The organism is Mucilaginibacter sp. NFR10 (assembly GCF_900100445.1).
Lineage (GTDB): Bacteria > Bacteroidota > Bacteroidia > Sphingobacteriales > Sphingobacteriaceae > Mucilaginibacter > Mucilaginibacter rubeus.
This window is the reverse complement of sequence record NZ_FMTV01000006.1, coordinates 90,018-105,829: the sequence shown is the minus strand read 5'-3', so window position 1 is coordinate 105,829 and position 15,812 is coordinate 90,018. Positions and strand designations below refer to the sequence as shown.

At 41.5% G+C, this 15,812-nt stretch carries 18 protein-coding genes; 9 read left to right on the top strand and 9 right to left on the bottom strand.

All coding sequences use genetic code 11. From position 1 onward, the window contains the following. Positions 1-49: 49 nt before the first annotated feature. The 4 genes from pfkA to BLP33_RS19455 form a co-directional block, all read right to left on the bottom strand. Entirely contained in the window at positions 50-1,027 is a 978-nt protein-coding gene (gene pfkA, locus BLP33_RS19470; RefSeq protein ID WP_090532241.1) for a 6-phosphofructokinase, read from the bottom strand. A 145-nt stretch (positions 1,028-1,172) separates the two neighbouring features. After that, positions 1,173-2,930, bottom strand: a complete 1,758-nt coding sequence (locus tag BLP33_RS19465; protein ID WP_090532238.1) for a protein-disulfide reductase DsbD family protein — start codon at positions 2,928-2,930, stop codon at positions 1,173-1,175. A gap of 23 nt (positions 2,931-2,953) precedes the next feature. After that, positions 2,954-3,406 (bottom strand): protein-disulfide reductase DsbD domain-containing protein, encoded by a 453-nt coding sequence (locus BLP33_RS19460; RefSeq protein ID WP_090532236.1) that lies wholly within the window; start codon positions 3,404-3,406, stop codon positions 2,954-2,956. Between the two features lie 16 nt (positions 3,407-3,422). Continuing rightward, positions 3,423-4,196 carry a biotin--[acetyl-CoA-carboxylase] ligase gene (locus tag BLP33_RS19455; protein ID WP_090532234.1) on the bottom strand — a complete coding sequence of 258 codons (774 nt, stop codon included), beginning with the start codon at positions 4,194-4,196 and terminating at the stop codon, positions 3,423-3,425. 47 nt (positions 4,197-4,243) lie between these two features. On the opposite strand from BLP33_RS19455, the gene rsfS reads away from it, so the two are divergent. The 3 genes from rsfS (at position 4,244) to BLP33_RS19440 (ending at position 7,515) form a co-directional block, all read left to right on the top strand. Beyond that, complete coding sequence (rsfS, locus tag BLP33_RS19450; RefSeq protein ID WP_090532232.1) at positions 4,244-4,618, top strand: ribosome silencing factor; 375 nt, start codon at positions 4,244-4,246, stop codon at positions 4,616-4,618. Between the two features lie 90 nt (positions 4,619-4,708). Next, complete coding sequence (ftsH, locus tag BLP33_RS19445) at positions 4,709-6,820, top strand: ATP-dependent zinc metalloprotease FtsH (RefSeq protein WP_090532230.1); 2,112 nt, start codon at positions 4,709-4,711, stop codon at positions 6,818-6,820. Between the two features lie 56 nt (positions 6,821-6,876). Further along, positions 6,877-7,515, top strand: a complete 639-nt coding sequence (locus tag BLP33_RS19440) for a LutC/YkgG family protein (RefSeq protein WP_090532228.1) — start codon at positions 6,877-6,879, stop codon at positions 7,513-7,515. Between the two features lie 116 nt (positions 7,516-7,631). Here BLP33_RS19440 and BLP33_RS19435 read toward each other — a convergent pair whose 3' ends face one another. Next, a complete protein-coding gene (locus BLP33_RS19435; RefSeq protein ID WP_090532226.1) occupies positions 7,632-8,717 on the bottom strand; it encodes a metallophosphoesterase in 1,086 nt (361 codons plus the stop codon). Positions 8,718-8,865: 148 nt separating this feature from the next. Between BLP33_RS19435 and BLP33_RS19430 the strand changes: the two genes are divergently transcribed. From BLP33_RS19430 to BLP33_RS27890, 6 genes are all read left to right on the top strand, one after another. After that, positions 8,866-9,237, top strand: coding sequence for a hypothetical protein (locus tag BLP33_RS19430; RefSeq protein ID WP_090532224.1), 372 nt, complete (start codon positions 8,866-8,868; stop codon positions 9,235-9,237). Between the two features lie 673 nt (positions 9,238-9,910). Beyond that, positions 9,911-10,741, top strand: coding sequence for a sensor histidine kinase (locus BLP33_RS19420; protein WP_090532220.1), 831 nt, complete (start codon positions 9,911-9,913; stop codon positions 10,739-10,741). After that, a complete protein-coding gene (locus BLP33_RS19415) occupies positions 10,707-11,348 on the top strand; it encodes a response regulator transcription factor (RefSeq protein ID WP_090532219.1) in 642 nt (213 codons plus the stop codon). Before BLP33_RS19420 ends, BLP33_RS19415 begins: the two co-directional genes overlap by 35 nt. 29 nt (positions 11,349-11,377) lie before the next feature. Beyond that, complete coding sequence (locus tag BLP33_RS19410; protein ID WP_090532217.1) at positions 11,378-12,448, top strand: PA0069 family radical SAM protein; 1,071 nt, start codon at positions 11,378-11,380, stop codon at positions 12,446-12,448. Positions 12,449-12,496: 48 nt separating this feature from the next. Next, a complete protein-coding gene (locus BLP33_RS19405) occupies positions 12,497-12,682 on the top strand; it encodes a hypothetical protein (RefSeq protein WP_090532215.1) in 186 nt (61 codons plus the stop codon). A gap of 39 nt (positions 12,683-12,721) precedes the next feature. Continuing rightward, complete coding sequence (locus BLP33_RS27890) at positions 12,722-13,015, top strand: PIN domain-containing protein (protein ID WP_175490067.1); 294 nt, start codon at positions 12,722-12,724, stop codon at positions 13,013-13,015. On the opposite strand, the gene BLP33_RS19395 is transcribed toward BLP33_RS27890, so the two are convergent. The 4 genes from BLP33_RS19395 to BLP33_RS19380 form a co-directional block, all read right to left on the bottom strand. After that, a complete protein-coding gene (locus BLP33_RS19395; RefSeq protein ID WP_090532212.1) occupies positions 12,996-13,379 on the bottom strand; it encodes a ribosomal maturation YjgA family protein in 384 nt (127 codons plus the stop codon). The two genes, BLP33_RS27890 and BLP33_RS19395, sit on opposite strands and share 20 nt — an antisense overlap. Before the next feature lie 82 nt (positions 13,380-13,461). Beyond that, the gene (locus BLP33_RS19390) at positions 13,462-14,205 is read right to left on the bottom strand and encodes a zinc ribbon domain-containing protein (protein ID WP_090532210.1); all 744 of its coding nucleotides are present in this window, start codon (positions 14,203-14,205) and stop codon (positions 13,462-13,464) included. Continuing rightward, complete coding sequence (locus BLP33_RS19385; RefSeq protein ID WP_090532208.1) at positions 14,205-15,302, bottom strand: Nif3-like dinuclear metal center hexameric protein; 1,098 nt, start codon at positions 15,300-15,302, stop codon at positions 14,205-14,207. Before BLP33_RS19385 ends, BLP33_RS19390 begins: the two co-directional genes overlap by 1 nt. A gap of 32 nt (positions 15,303-15,334) precedes the next feature. Then, complete coding sequence (locus BLP33_RS19380) at positions 15,335-15,697, bottom strand: TM2 domain-containing protein (protein ID WP_090532206.1); 363 nt, start codon at positions 15,695-15,697, stop codon at positions 15,335-15,337. Positions 15,698-15,812 lie beyond the last annotated feature (115 nt).

The following is a 15,812-nucleotide window of genomic DNA, read 5'->3' as shown; positions in this document are numbered from 1 at the left end:
CCCGGCTTGATTAAGACGGGGCTGTTTTTATTTATCGTTTTAGCTTAAATTACATAGAAAGCATTTCAACCAGTTTAATCATGTTTGGATCAATGCCCTGGTGGTGTTTAATAGCATGCTCAAACGGGGTATAAGCAATTTCACCATTGATAAGGCCTATCATTTCGTTGCGGTGCCCATCTCTTAAAGCTTCAACTGCGGCAGCGCCGACACGGCTTGCCAATACCCTGTCCATACAGCTTGGCGCACCGCCGCGTTGTATGTGACCTAAAATAGAGATCCGGGTATCATAATTAGGGAACTTTTCCTGCACTAACCTGCCCACTTCAAACGCGCCCCCCGCATCTTCACCCTCGGCAACAATTACTATACGCGATGTTTTATCTTTACGGCCAAATTCAAGGCGGTTTAACAAACCTTCGAGCCCGGTTTTGCTTTCGGGAATCAGGATAGCCTCGGCACCGGTAGCAATACCTGTACGTAAAGCAATCAGGCCTGAGTCGCGGCCCATTACTTCAACAATAAATAAACGGTCGTGCGATTCTGCAGTATCCCTGATCTTGTCAACGGCGTCAACAACAGTATTAATGGCGGTATCGTAACCAATGGTAAAATCGGTGCCTACAAGGTCATTGTCAATTGTACCTGGTAAACCAACCACCGGAATATCATACTCGCTGCCAAAAACTTTAGCGCCGGTAAAAGTACCATCGCCGCCAATGGCTACCAATGCGTCAACTTTATTTTTTACCAGGTGCTCATATGCTGCCTTACGACCTTCGGGTGTTCTGAACTCATCACACCTTGCAGTTTTAAGGATTGTACCGCCACGCTGGATAATGTTTGAAACGGATTTACGGTTCATGGTAAAAAAATCACCTTTGCCCATGCCGTCGTAACCACGGCGGATCCCCGTGACTTCAATTCCGTAATACATGGCGGCACGTACCACCGCCCTTATGGCAGCATTCATTCCGGGGGCATCACCACCTGAAGTAAAAACGCCGATATTTTTGATCTGAGTCATTTTTTTGTTTTGTTATGAACAGGCTAACCTATTCATAACTAATTAGGGTTGTAAATATTGTTCATTATTCAAACGCTGCGCCTAACCAATAAAACGCGGAATTTGAATTTTGCGCGAATTTACACTTATTTTTTTAACCCGATCCCTATTTTTTGTAAGCAGCTATGCCACTATCCAAAAATTTAAGATAGCTGGCTATGTCATAATTTGCAGGTGATGTAGGGATCTCGGCACCCGACGCATCTTTAAGCAAGTTACCATCACTATTAAGCATAACATATAATGGCTGCGAATTGGAGTTGAAGCGCTGTGCCTCCAGGTTGCTCCATTTACCGCCAAGCGTTGTGATCTTTTTACCGCTGTAATCTGATACAAACTGTTCGGCAACAGGTAATTCGGCTTTATCGTCAACAACCAGCTGCAGCAATATAAAATCATTTTTCAAGCGGCTAAACACCTGCGGATCTGACCATACGTTAGCTTCCATTTTACGGCAGTTAACACAGTTAAAGCCAGTAAAGTCAATGAGTATCGGTTTATGCAGGGCCTTTGATACCTGTAAAGCTTGATCATAATCATACCATGCATCCAACCCTTTGGTTTTGATGCGGGTATAGTTGGCAGCATACTTGCGTTCGCCAATGCCCGCGGGTATGGCCGCTGATGGACTTGCTGCTGATGAGCCTGAACCATCCGGAATATTTGAAAGGTTGAAATCCTGAGTGGCTTCGGGAGGTAAAAACGCGCTAATTGATTTTAAAGGCGCACCCCACAAGCCCGGGATCATGTAAATAACAAACGCAAATACGATTATAGCCAGGAACGTGCGCGGAATAGTAAGGAATTTTACATCGCTATCATGCGAAAACTTGATTTTGCCAATCAGGTAAAGCCCGATTAGTAAGCCAATGGCTATCCACAACGATAAAAATATTTCCCGGTCAAACCAGTTCCAGTGATAAGCCAAATCAACGTTTGATAAAAACTTCAAAGCAAATGCCAGTTCAAGGAAACCCAATACAACTTTAACGCTGTTAAGCCATCCGCCCGATTTCGGAAGTGTTTTCAGTGCTGAAGGGAATAAAGCGAATATGGTAAAAGGCAGTGCTAAAGCCAGAGAAAAGCCGAACATGCCCATTGCCGGGCCAAGGCGGTCACCTTTTGAGGCTGCATCAACCAGCAATGTTCCTATAATAGGGCCTGTACAGGAAAACGAAACAACAACCAATGTTGAAGCCATAAAGAAGATACCTGCAAGACCGCCTTTATCCGAATTTGCATCCAGCTTATTAGCCAGCGAACTTGGTAGTGTAATTTCAAATGCGCCCAAAAAGGAAATACCAAATACAATGAGCAGCAAAAAGAAGAAAATATTAAATATACCGTTCGTTGCCAGTTCGTTAAGTGCATCCGAGCCAAAAATGATGGAGATCAGCAAGCCCAGTGTAACATAAATTACTATGATTGATACCCCATATATAAGCGATTGCATAACAGCTTTGCTCTTGCTGCCGCTTTTTTTGGTGAAAAAGCTTACGGTTAAGGGCAGTAAAGGATAAATACATGGCAAAATCACCGCGGTGAAACCGCCAAGTAACCCCTCAATAAAGATTTGCCAAAGTGATTTTGGCTTTTCTGCTGTTTTTGAAGCAGCAGCAGGCGCTTTTGATGCCTTTGCCGCTTCTGCCTTTTTTACCGAATCGGCTTGCTTTTTCCTGATAGCTAAGCTATCGGCAGCAGTGGGAATATCCGTAAATGTAACATCGGCAGCTGACACAGAAGTGTCGGCTGCTTTTTTTTGCACAGCATAAGCCGGGTTTGCTCCGGTTATGTTAAAGATAATAAGGGAAATTAATGTGATAAGCCCGGCGCGCAGGTAAGCACCTTTATTTAATAATTTCATGACTACTGTTAAGGTGTGTTGAATTATTTACCTAAAGGGATAGTGAAATCAACATCTTCCGGTGGCAGGCATTTCATATCGTTACAGGTCATGTAGGTTAGTTTACCTGTAACTGCTGTTGTTTTGGGTGATTTTAAACTGATTTTTTGGCTAAAAACAACTTCCTTTTCAAAGTAGCTAACATTCATGCTGAATGCTTTTTCGTATTTGGTTACCGGGGTAGGCTCAGTAGTTTTGCCAACGGCAGCATATAATTTTGATGGGGTAAAATCAAATGAAGTTTTTATTGGGCCGCCGTCTTTTACGGTTTGTGAATAAATGTGCCAGCCGTTTTGTATGGTTGCTTTTAAAAATACAACAGCTTCTTTGTCATTTACCTTTTTTGCCGCGTATGACCACCTCACCGGCGATTCGATCTGAGCGTAAGCGCCAACGCTGATGATAAGCGCGGTTACCAATACCAATAGTTTCTTCATTTGTTTGTTACGGTTATTATTTATTTAAAAATTTCAATTCTTTGAGGTTAAACTCCGTTTGTTGCCCGTTAGTATCTTCAATAAGCAATAAGCCATTTGGCAGTACATTTTTTACAATGCCATTGAATACCCTGCCCTTTGACTCAAAACTTTTAGCCTCGTTTAACCAGTACAGCCGGCTTAAGTAAGTATTCCTTACAAAATCAATTTGCCCGGCTTTCAGTTTAAGATAGTATACCTCAATGTATTTGCAAATTTCCGATAATAACAGTGTTAAATCATAATCCTTTTGTAAGATTTGTTTTACAGAGGTGGCATTTGAGGCACCGGGTGGAAAATTTTCCTGGTTTATATTTAAACCAATGCCAATAACCGAGTCTTTGAGCTGCCCGCCCTGTATAGTATTTTCGATGAGCATGCCACCCAGTTTCCTGTCGGCATAGTAAATGTCATTAGGCCATTTTATTTTTAGCTCACCACCTAATAATAGATGCAGGGCGTCATACACCCCTAAACTTACCGCACGGTTTAAATCAAACTGGGCATCAACGGGTAAAAAATGGGGTTTTAATAAAAGGCTGAAAGTAAGGTTTTTTCCGGGTTCGCTATGCCAGGTATTTTGCTGCTGGCCCCGGCCGGCGTACTGCTCTTCTGCCATAATGACCGTACCTTCGGGTACTGGCTTGGAATTTGACAGTAGATTTTTAAGAAAACTATTTGTTGAGTCAACTTGTTTAATTGTTACTAAATTTTGACCAACAAATAATCCTGAAAATATGTTATTTTGCAAAGTGTAATAATTTTATACTCAAAAACGTTCAAAACTAATTCTTTTTGATGGTAAAAAACAAAGTGTTAAGTGAATCTGCCTATATTTCAGAGTTGGCAATACATGGTATCCAGGAAAAAAAAGGCAATGATATTATTAGGTTAGACCTTCGTAATATATTCAGTTCGGTATCAGATTATTTCGTGATCTGTCATGCTGATTCGTCGACACAGGTAAAAGCTATAGCAAATAGCATTGAGGATGAAATTTTCAAAGCCACCCAAACCGAGCCCTGGCGCAAAGAGGGTTTTGAGTATGGCGAGTGGATACTGCTTGATTATGTGGATGTTGTGATCCACGTGTTCAGGACCGATAAACGTGAGTTTTATGGAGTGGAAGATTTGTGGGGCGATGCAGATATTAAATATTATAAAAGTGCATAAACATCCGTCACAAAAAGGCTCAACGCATAGTCTTACTGTTACCGCGTAAAATTTAAATTATAGATTGTAAGTTTGAGCTCGTAAAAAGAAATGAAAGATATTAAAGATTCTAAATCAGAAAATCCAAGACCTATCCGTAAAATTGTGAACAAGAAGCCCTCACCAAAACCGCCCAAATTTAATATCATGTGGCTATATGGTATTGTTATTTTGGCCTTTTTATTGATTCCGGCCTTGTTAAACGGCGGATCGGGCAAACCGGTTACTTTCCAGGAATTTGAGGCAAACATGCTTCGTACAAATGATGTTCAAAAAATTGTAGCTTATAAAAGCGGCGACCTAGTAATGGCAGATGTTTACATCAAACAACAAAGCTTGTCAAAGCCATATTTTGCCAGTAACATATCTAAAGACAAAAACTTTTTTAATACCAGTACCAACAGTGGTCCACAGTTTACTTTTACAGATGCCTCATATGAGAGCCTGAAAAAGTCTATTGCCGATGCTCAAAAAGATGTACCTGATGACCAAAAAGTATCTTTACAATTTGAGCAGGGCCATGAAAGCCTGTTATCAAACTGGTTGGTACAAGGCGTTATTATGGTGATATTGTTTGCCGGTGTATGGATCTTTATCATGCGCAGGATGAGCGGTGGTTCGGGCGGTGGCCCGGGCGGCCAGATCTTTAACATCGGTAAGTCAAAAGCTACCCTGTTTGATAAAGAAGCCCAGGTAACCGTTACATTTAATGATGTTGCCGGTTTGGAAGAAGCCAAGCAGGAGGTAATGGAAATTGTCGATTTCCTTAAAAACCCTAAGAAGTATACTAACCTGGGTGGTAAAATTCCTAAAGGCGCGCTGTTGGTAGGCTCGCCGGGTACCGGTAAAACCTTATTGGCCAAAGCTGTTGCAGGCGAAGCTCAGGTGCCTTTCTTCTCCCTTTCAGGATCAGACTTTGTGGAGATGTTTGTAGGTGTGGGTGCATCACGCGTACGTGATCTGTTCCGCCAGGCAAAAGATAAAGCGCCATGCATCATCTTTATCGATGAGATTGATGCTATCGGTCGTGCCCGTGGTAAAAACAATATTGTAGGTGGTAACGATGAGCGCGAAAACACCCTGAACCAGTTACTGGTTGAAATGGATGGTTTTGGTACCGATTCGGGTATTATCATCTTAGCTGCAACCAACCGTCCGGATGTACTGGATTCAGCGCTATTGCGTCCGGGCCGTTTTGACAGGCAGGTATCTATCGATAAACCGGATTTGATTGGTCGTGAGCAGATCTTCAAAGTTCACCTGAAACCTATCAAATTATCTGATGGTGTTGATGCTAAAAAACTATCGGCACAAACCCCGGGTTTCGCGGGTGCCGAAATTGCCAACGTTTGTAACGAAGCTGCGCTGATTGCTGCCCGTAAAAACAAAGAGGCGGTTGATATGACCGATTTCCAGGATGCTATCGACCGTGTTATTGGTGGTTTAGAGAAGAAAAACAAAATCATCTCTCCTGAAGAGAAACGCATTGTTGCTTACCACGAAGCTGGTCACGCTATTGCAGGCTGGTTCCTTGAACATGCCGATCCTTTGGTTAAGGTATCAATTGTGCCTCGTGGCGTCGCTGCGTTAGGTTATGCCCAATATCTGCCAAAAGAGCAGTTTTTGTACACTACCGAGCAATTGCTTGACGAAATGAGTGTATCTATGGGCGGTCGTGTTGCCGAGGACATCGTTTTCGGTAAAATTTCTACCGGTGCACTGAGCGATTTGGAGCGTATCACAAAACTTGCTTATGCCATGACCAAAATTTATGGTATGAACGATAGTGTTGGTAATGTATCATTCTATGATCCGCAGGGCGAGTACCAGTTTAACAAACCATACTCAGATACTACTGCCGAAATGATTGACGCTGAAGTACGAAAGCTGGTTGATGTGGTTTATCAAAAAACCAAAGACTTGCTGAATGCTAAACGTGATGGCCTTGAAAAGATAGCTCAGAAACTATTGGAAAAAGAAGTTCTTTTCCAAAGTGATCTGGAAGAAATTTTGGGTAAGCGTCCGTTTGACGAGCGCACAACTTATGATAAGTTTGTAAACGGTGAAGCCGCGTTAAATCCGGATGTGGATAACAATGCTATTCCAGACTCGCTGACTAATCCTGAACTTTCAAGAATAGAAAGCGAAGATCCGAAACTTTAATTTTTAAATTATAATACAAAGCCACCGGCAAAGCTGGTGGCTTTTCTTTTTTAGCCATGAGGGATATCACTACATCAAAAGAAAAACTGCTTAAAAAAATCAGGAAAGCACTTTTGGAGAAAAGGGATAACCCATACCCTCAACTGGAAGACCAGCCCCTTTATCCTGCAACGGATGAAATGCCCGAGGTAGTCTTCGCCGAACAGTTTACCAACGTAGCAGGCCAGTTTGTTTTTTGTGAGGATGAGCTGCAATTTATTGAAAACCTGCTTACCCTTGCCGAAGAACGTAAATGGCACAAAATTTACTGTTGGGAACCTAAGTTGCGGGAGATCCTGAACCAGTTTGAATACCCGCACTACGAAACTGATAAAGATTTTGAACAAGCCGAAGTTGGGTTTACCCTTTGCGAGGCTTTGATTGCCCGTAACGGCAGTATTTTGCTTTCAAACGGTAACATGGCTGGCAGAAGGTTAAGCATCTATCCATCGGTGCATATTGTACTGGCTTATACTTCGCAAATGGTTATGGACTTGAAAGATGGTTTTAAACTCATCAAAACCAAATATGGCAACCAACTGCCATCCATGATCAGCACGGTAACCGGCCCAAGCCGTACCGCTGACATTGAGAAAACACTGGTATTAGGCGCCCACGGCCCTAAAGAGCTTTTTGTTTTTATGCTGGAAGGCTGACCGTTGATTTTTTGATTACGATGATTTCGTTGATTTTTTCTTTTTAGGATTACACCGATTGATTTTTTGATTTCTCCGATTGAGGTTAGCCTGTTGTCTTTCGCCTTACCTCGGTCTTAAAATAGCTCTTCCAGCCTGCACTCCTCCAGTATTATTCTTTCACTTTGGTTTTGTGCGTTATATTCCCATTTTACGAGGCGGATTTGGCCATCGGCAATTTCAATGCCTGTTATATCGCCATCATCGTAACAACAGCAGCCGCTATTGAAATAGCTTGGGTCGCATGCGCTAAAATCGGGGGCCACGTCACCTTTAACTTGCCGGTTAACGATCTGTTTATTTAGTTCATCGGCCAGTTTATCGTTTCCCGCTTTCCTTGCTTTCGCGATATCGTTATACAGTTTTTCGAGGTGGGTTAATGACCTGAATACCGGCTGATGCGTGTGCCCGGTTATAAGCAGCGTGTTTTTTTGCCTCTGGCTCCATTCATACATAATGCGGTTATGATCTGTTTTGAGCAGGTCATTATTTGCCGGGGTATTAATATTAACCTTAAGATATGCCTGGAAAGGTGCCCAAACATTGGATACAAACCATTTACTGAACCAGTTGCCATCGCTTTGCAAATCGCCCTGGTGGCCATGCGTCATGAATATATTTAGTGGTTTACCATTAACTGTTGTTTGTAGTACAGCTCCTTCATAGATCTTAATTACTTCATCATAAATTTGCTTTAATCCAACTGCCGCTAAAGGGTCATTGTCCCAAAACAGATCATGATTGCCAAATATTTTCATGAATTCTTTACGTTGTATGAACCGTTTTTCGCTTTCAAATGTGGCTTTGTTGTGCTTTTTTATGGTGATGAATAAGTTTTCCCAAAGCTCCTCGCTGTCGCCAAGATTGATGTAGAAAAATTGTTGGCTGTAGTAATAATCAAGTGCTGTAAGGTAGTTCTTCTCGGCAAGGGCGAAGATATCCATATCGTCCCGAGCTCCCTTGTGTTGATCAGAAAAGATAATGAATCTACCTTTTTCTGCATCAAAGGGTATTAAAAGGCCTTTTTTACCCGACCCGGTTAGCAGGCTTTTGTATAACCGGTTCAATGATCTGTTAACCCGCTTCTTATCCGGTCGTGATGAGAGCCTGTCGGCCAACCGGGCAACCGGCTTAGTTAACAGTTTTTGTAAAAACTTGCGCATGACTTTTTAACGTATGATATAGTGTATTGTGTTGTAAGTTGACAGTTACTTTTACCGTGTTTAAACGGGATAAAAAACGGTGAAATGACGGATGTGATATTTAGCAATAATTATATAGATTGGAGGCTAAATTTAATCCCCCAATTATATGGAAATTATTGACTTAAAAGCAGCCCGCGAAATGGTGGAAAGGTATAAAAATACCCGTAAAACCCTTATTGATAAGGAACATAGCGTTCGTGACACGGAGTCTACATGGATCCCGATTGATAAATTAAAAGCGTTTATTGACAATTTACCGGCGCATGCTACCGGGGTAAGGTTACACTTTGGTGTTCACGCCGCCGACCATGGCTATGCGCCGCACCAAACATCAGTTGCTATTGTTGGTACAGTGGCCGGAACAGGGGAGGATGAACATATTGATGCTATACAATCGGATGCTGTTGAGGCATTGGCAGGCAGTGGGCTTCAGGCTTTGAGTTCAGGAAAAGAATGTCCGCCAATGTGCAAGGCATAGAATAAATTAACCATTTGCATGAATGCTGAAATAGATGCGTTATTTTAGCATTCATGTTAGAGAGTTTTTATTTTGTAACGGATGTGGTGGCTTTTTTTTGCTGCCTTTTTACATACCGGTTGCTCGACAAGAATTTTAGAACCTTGTTGCCGCTGTTAAGTTTTATCCTTGTTTACGATTTTGTAAACCTTTTTAACTGGCTAAATCTTCATCATTCAAACGCATGGTGTAATAATATTGAAGATATCCTGTTGTTTGCTTTTTTTACAAGGTTTATACAGGCATTTGATGAACGGTCCAAAAGGCGTAAAAAGGTTTTTATTGCTGCCGGTATTGTTATATTACTCTCAATTGCTGATATTTTGTTTATACAGGGGGTATTTAAAAGAGCAACCGCAGCCACAGTTATTCAAGATTTGTTTTTGATATGGATGATCTGTAATTATTATTACCGCCTTCTGAACAATGATACTGACGAATATATTGAGCTGATAACTCATCCCCCGTTTCTGGCATTAACAGGCATTTTTTTTTATTACTTATCTACAACGTTTTTTTATTCATGTTTCAGTTATATGGTTTATCGAAATAATTATCATTTTTATCTGATAGCGGCAACGCTGCTTAACCTAACAACTTTTGCATTGAATTTTTTATTTTCAATAGCCTTTATATGCTCTTTCAGGAAGAACAGGTTATCCTCGTTATAATAGCGGGTTCTGCGCTAATGCTGTTGCTTGGCGTATTTATCATTGGCTTTATGCTGATGTATCAAAAAAAGCAAAATAAGAACCAGCTTGAAAAAGAACATCTTAAAGCCTCATTTAAGCAGGAGATGCTTAAAACGCAGATAGAGATCCAGGAGCAAACGCTTAACGATATAAGCCGTGAGATCCATGATAACATTACACAGGTTTTATCATTTGTAAAATTGAACCTGGGCCTGCTTAACAATAGCCTTGATGAAGAAAAAAAAGCCCGTGTAAATGAGAACCGCGAACTGGTTTCGCAAACCATTAATGATTTGAGGCACCTTTCAAAAAGCATGAGCTTTGAGCATATCAGCTCACAGGGGCTTATAAAAACCCTCGAAACCGAAACCGAACGTTTAACCCGCAGCGGTATCATCAATGTTATTTTTGATGTTGACGGTGATGTATATAGTTTAGGCGAGCAGCGCGAACTGGTGATATTCCGGATCTTCCAGGAAGCGGTAAATAATACTTTGAAATACGCTAAGGCAGCTAACCTTAAAATCGGTTTGTATTATACTGCACAAATGTTTAATTTGCTCATCGAAGATGATGGTGCTGGTTTCAATACCGAAAAGGTTGATAATAAGGGCGGTTCGGGATTGCGGAACATTGAAAACAGGGCAGCTTTAGTAGGCGCGGACGTAATTATTGCCAGCTCGCCTGGTAAGGGTTGCCAGATAAAATTGTCGTTCAATCCCCTGGTACAACAAATTTATGCTAAAGGAACCCATTCAAATAGCCTTAGTTGATGATCATAAACTCTTCAGGAGCGGTATGGCTGCTCTCGTCACCAACTTTAAAAGATACAATATACTATTTGAAGCCGCAAACGGGCAGGAACTAATTGATACCATAAGCAAAGGCATAGTCCCTGATATAATACTGCTGGATATCAGCATGCCGGTTATGGACGGCGTTGAAGCCGCACAAGTGCTCAGGACTAAATATCCCGCTGTCAGGGTCATCATATTATCTATGTTTGAAGACGCCGAAAAGGTGCTGCTCATGGTAAAAATGGGTGTTAAAGGCTATCTGCTCAAAGATTCGGAGCCTTATGAAGTTGAAGATGCACTTTTGAAAGTTTCGCAAGGCGAACTTTATTATCCTGAATTTGTAACCCGCCACCTGATCACCAATTTTAACAGCAAATTAGAGAATATCAAACTTAACCCGCGCGAGATAGAGTTTCTGCGCCTTACCGGTACCGAGCTTACTTATAAGGAAATTGCTGAAGCTATGAATATCAGTGTACGTACGGTTGATAGTTACCGCGACCAGCTTTTTGAAAAGCTCCAGATCAAAAGCCGCGTGGGGCTGGTTTTATACAGCATAAAAAATAAACTGATTGAATTGTGATTTGCTAATAAATTTAGCAAATTTGTTCAATGTCACATGAGGAAAATCCGGATTTTTTTAAGGGACGCGGCGCACAGGTAAATACGCACAATAAGTTTCTGAAAAACAAGTATGTACTTGATCATATCGAAGGCATTGACGAGCCTTTGCTTGAAAATTCAAACACGCAGCTTTTTGAAGAAACGCCCAAAAAAATAGTAAGCGAATCCAACAGTCCCGATCTGAGCCATATGTACTCCATAAACCCCTACCAGGGTTGCGAGCATGGTTGTATTTACTGTTATGCCCGCAATAGCCATGAATATTACGGTTTTAGCGCCGGGCTCGATTTTGAACGGAAGATCATCATTAAACCCAATGCGCCCGAGCTGCTTGAACAATATTTCAACAAAAAAAATTACAGACCGGTTTGCATTATGCTCTCAGGCAATACCGATTGCTATCAGCCTGTGGAACGCAAGCTTAAAATAACTCAGGCCCTGCTGGAAGTTTTCTGGAAGTATAAAAATCCGGTAAGCATTATCACTAAAAATAATGTGATACTGCGCGATATCGACCTGCTTGCTGATATGGCTAAGTTAAACCTGGTGCACGTAAACGTATCTATTACCTCGCTTAACGAGCAGTTGCGCCAAAAACTGGAACCGCGTACAGTAACTGCAACAGGCAGGCTGGCGGTGGTGCAGAAGCTATCAGAAAGAGGCATCCCGGTGCGTGTAATGGCCGCTCCTATTATTCCCGGATTGAATAGTAATGAAGTCCCCAACATCATCAAAGCCGCTGCCGATAGGGGCGCTTTGGCCGCTGGTTTTACCATGGTACGCCTGAACGGTAGTATTGCCGAAATTTTCAGCGATTGGATCTACAAAGCTTTTCCAGATCGCGCCGAAAAGGTGCTGAACATGATCCGTTCAACTCATGACGGCAAGCTTAATGACAGCGACTACGGTCGCCGGATGAGTGGTGAGGGCAAAATAGCCGAATCCATTCACCAGATGTTTAAAATGGCTTGCAAACGCTTTATGAGCGATAGGCAGATGCCAGAATATGATTATAGTTTATTTGTACCAAGGAAAGGGAAACAGACGAGTATGTTTTGAAGAGGATATTTATGTAAAAAACATTAAATTTGTTATGAAAGGATTGATATGGTATTGGTATTAAAAAAGGGAGCATCCAAAAAGGATATAGAGGCTATTGAAAAGGCGCTTTATAAGGAAGCCCCATCTATGGGTTTCGACGCAAAAAAATACAATGGAAAAGTACCATTAAAAGAAGATCCATTGACCATTCAAACTAAATTAAGAGATGAGTGGGAAAGAAATATTAGTTGATATGAACATTATATTGTACTTGCTGGATGGGAAAAGTTATTGCAGGGTAAGCAGATCTATATTTCATTTATAACCGAGCTGGAATTAATAGGATTTAAAAACCTTTCAGATCGCGATGAAAAACAAATACACAGCTTATTAAGTGATTGTTCAATTATTCAGATGAATAACAAATTGAAAGAACAATACGTAACAATAAGAAAAAAATATAGTTTAAAACTACCAGATGCTATCATAGCAGTAACAGCCATTACATTCAATCTCCCGTTTATAACATCTGACAAACAATTCAGAACTATAAATAAGCTAAAACTTATTTCTTATGAGATTTGAAATTTTTTAACCCTAAGCTGTCAATTCCAACCCCTATCCCCACCCCAATAACATAACACAACAAATCGCTCCATAAAAAGCCCTCGCCTAAAACGAGCCTGCCAAACAGGGTATGCCTCAGGTCATTTATCCAGGGCGCTTTATAAAGCTGGCTAAACTCTATCACGAAGCAAAACGCCAACGCAGCTACAACAGTAAACATACGGGGCTTGCTAATAAACAGGAACCGCATAATAAAGTAAACCATGGCAGCCCATAAAATATCGCCAATAAATAAAGGGATAAATTTAAAGTGACGGGATAGCAAGCCGAAGATAATGGTTGCTATTGTTAATATAAAGTAGGTTATCCTGGTTTTAGGCATAAAATAAATATCGGCTAAATAAATGCAACAAAAAAGGCACCCATTGGGCGCCTTTGATATATTTAACTTTATAAATGGTTGCTTATGCTTCTTCAGCTTCTAAAGCCATTTGCTCGTCAACAAGGATACGTCCGCAATGCTCGCAAACGATGATCTTTTTACGCTGACGGATGTCTGACTGGCGCTGAGGCGGGATTTGGTTAAAGCAACCAGAGCATGAATCACGTTGGATAGTTACAACCGCAAGACCGTTTTTTGCGTTTTGACGTAAACGGGTGTAAGCAGTTAATAAACGCTCTTCGATGTTATCCATAGCTTTTGCAGCCTGGGCATTCAACTCGGTTTCTTCTTTTTCAGTTTCGGCAGTAATGGTGCCTAATTCTTCTTTCTTGGCGTCAAGGTCGGCCTGGCGGGCTTCCAGATCGGCCAATGCTTTTTCGTAAACCTGGGTTTTGTTGGTGATTTCGAAGCCGTATTCGCGAATCTTCTTTTCACTTACCTGTATATCTAAGCCCTGGATCTCAATTTCTTTTGAGATTGCATCATATTCGCGGTTGTTTTTAACCTCGTTAAGCTGGCCTTCGTATTTTTTGATGTTTGCCTGAGCTTCTTTGATCAGGTTTTTACGGGTAACTATGTCATCTTCCACATCGTCAAGTTCACCTTTGATCTTTTGGATGCGGGTTTCAAGGCCTGCAACGTCGTCCTCAAGGTCGGCAACTTCCATTGGCAATTCGCCCCTTACCTGGCGGATCCTGTCAATCTTGGTGTGGATAGTTTGTAGTTCGTATAAAGCTTTAAGCTTTTGTTCTACGGTTTGTTCCATTAAATAAAATATTTGACGGGGTTTGTATTTACTTCTGTTAAACGGACGGCAAAGATAGGGAATTTTTTTCTAATTATTTCATACAATAATTGCTGCGTAAATTGTTCACTCTCAAAGTGTCCGATATCTGCAATAACTATCTTTCCTTCGGCATCAAAAAACTCATGATACTTGTAATCGGCCGTGATAAAAACGTCGGCTCCTGCGGCTATGGCATGCTTTAGCAAAAAGCCCCCCGAACCGCCGCACACAGCTACTTTTTTAACGTGTTTGCCCAATAATTTAGTATGCCGTATCACATGCGTGCGCATCTTATCCTTTACATGAAGCAGGAAACTTTCTTCATTAAGCGGCATTTCCAACTCGCCTATCATACCCGAGCCTACCTGCTGGTGCTGGTTGGTTAAATTGTAAAGATCATAGGCAACTTCTTCATACGGATGGGCCAGGATCAAAGCCATCAGGATCTTGCTCTCCAAATTGGCCGGATACACCGTTTCAATGCGGATCTCATCTTCCTTGTGGCGTTTGCCAATTTCGCCCACATAAGGGGTTGCGGCATCATTGCCTTTAAATGTCCCTGTTCCCTGTGCATTAAAACTAACCTCGCTGTAATTGCCAATGTTGCCTGCTCCTGCATTAAACAAAGCATCGCGTACAGTGTCGGCATGGTTTAGCGGAACGTAAGTAACCAGTTTTTTGATCAGGTTATGTTTGGGCAGCAGTATTCGGCTGTTTTTTAAACCCAAAGTTTCACAGATACGGGCATTAACACCGGTCATGATGCTATCCAAATTGGTGTGAATAGCGTATATGGCAATACCTTTACGAATAGCTTTTTCAACTACCCGTTCCACATAGGTTTTGCCGTTGAATTTTTTTAACCCCTTGAAAACGATAGGGTGGTGCGATATGATCACCTGGCAGCCGGTAGCAATAGCCTCATCAACCACAGCTTCGGTACAGTCAAGAGAGATCAGGGCCTGGCTTACCTCCTGCTCCGGGTTGCCAACTATCAGGCCAGAATTGTCATAATCTTCCTGATAGTTGAGCGGTGCGAGGCTTTCAAGGTAAGCGGTTAGGGCAGATAGTTTCATTAAGTTTTTTTAGAGATAAATAGCCGCTTTGTTTAGCTGCTCATTTTAGCCATTTGGTAGCTTTCATAAGCCATATTCTTATTATACTCCAAAGTTATCGACTTATTGTTGATCAAATCCACAATAGTGCCAATCCAGCAAAAGCCTACTGTTAGCAAATAAACAATACCCATCCCAATCTGGCCTAATACAAAGCGCTGAATGCCGGCAAAACCTACAAAACCAAGCAAGGTAAACAACAATATATCCTGCGAGTTTTTGCGCTTATTGCTGTAAACCATGTAAAAATATTTTTTCTGGCTTTCTGTAAGATCGGGGGTGGCGTGCTGTAAAAATCCCAACTCTTCCGGCGAAAAACCGGCAAACGTACTATGCGGGTCCTGGTACATGTTCATATAGGTAAGGCTTATTAAAAAGTAATAAGCCAAATTTAAATATTTACCGCATTAAAACTATAGGTTAAAAATGATTTAAAAATTCTTTTCCATACATAGGGGTAAACAATAGTGA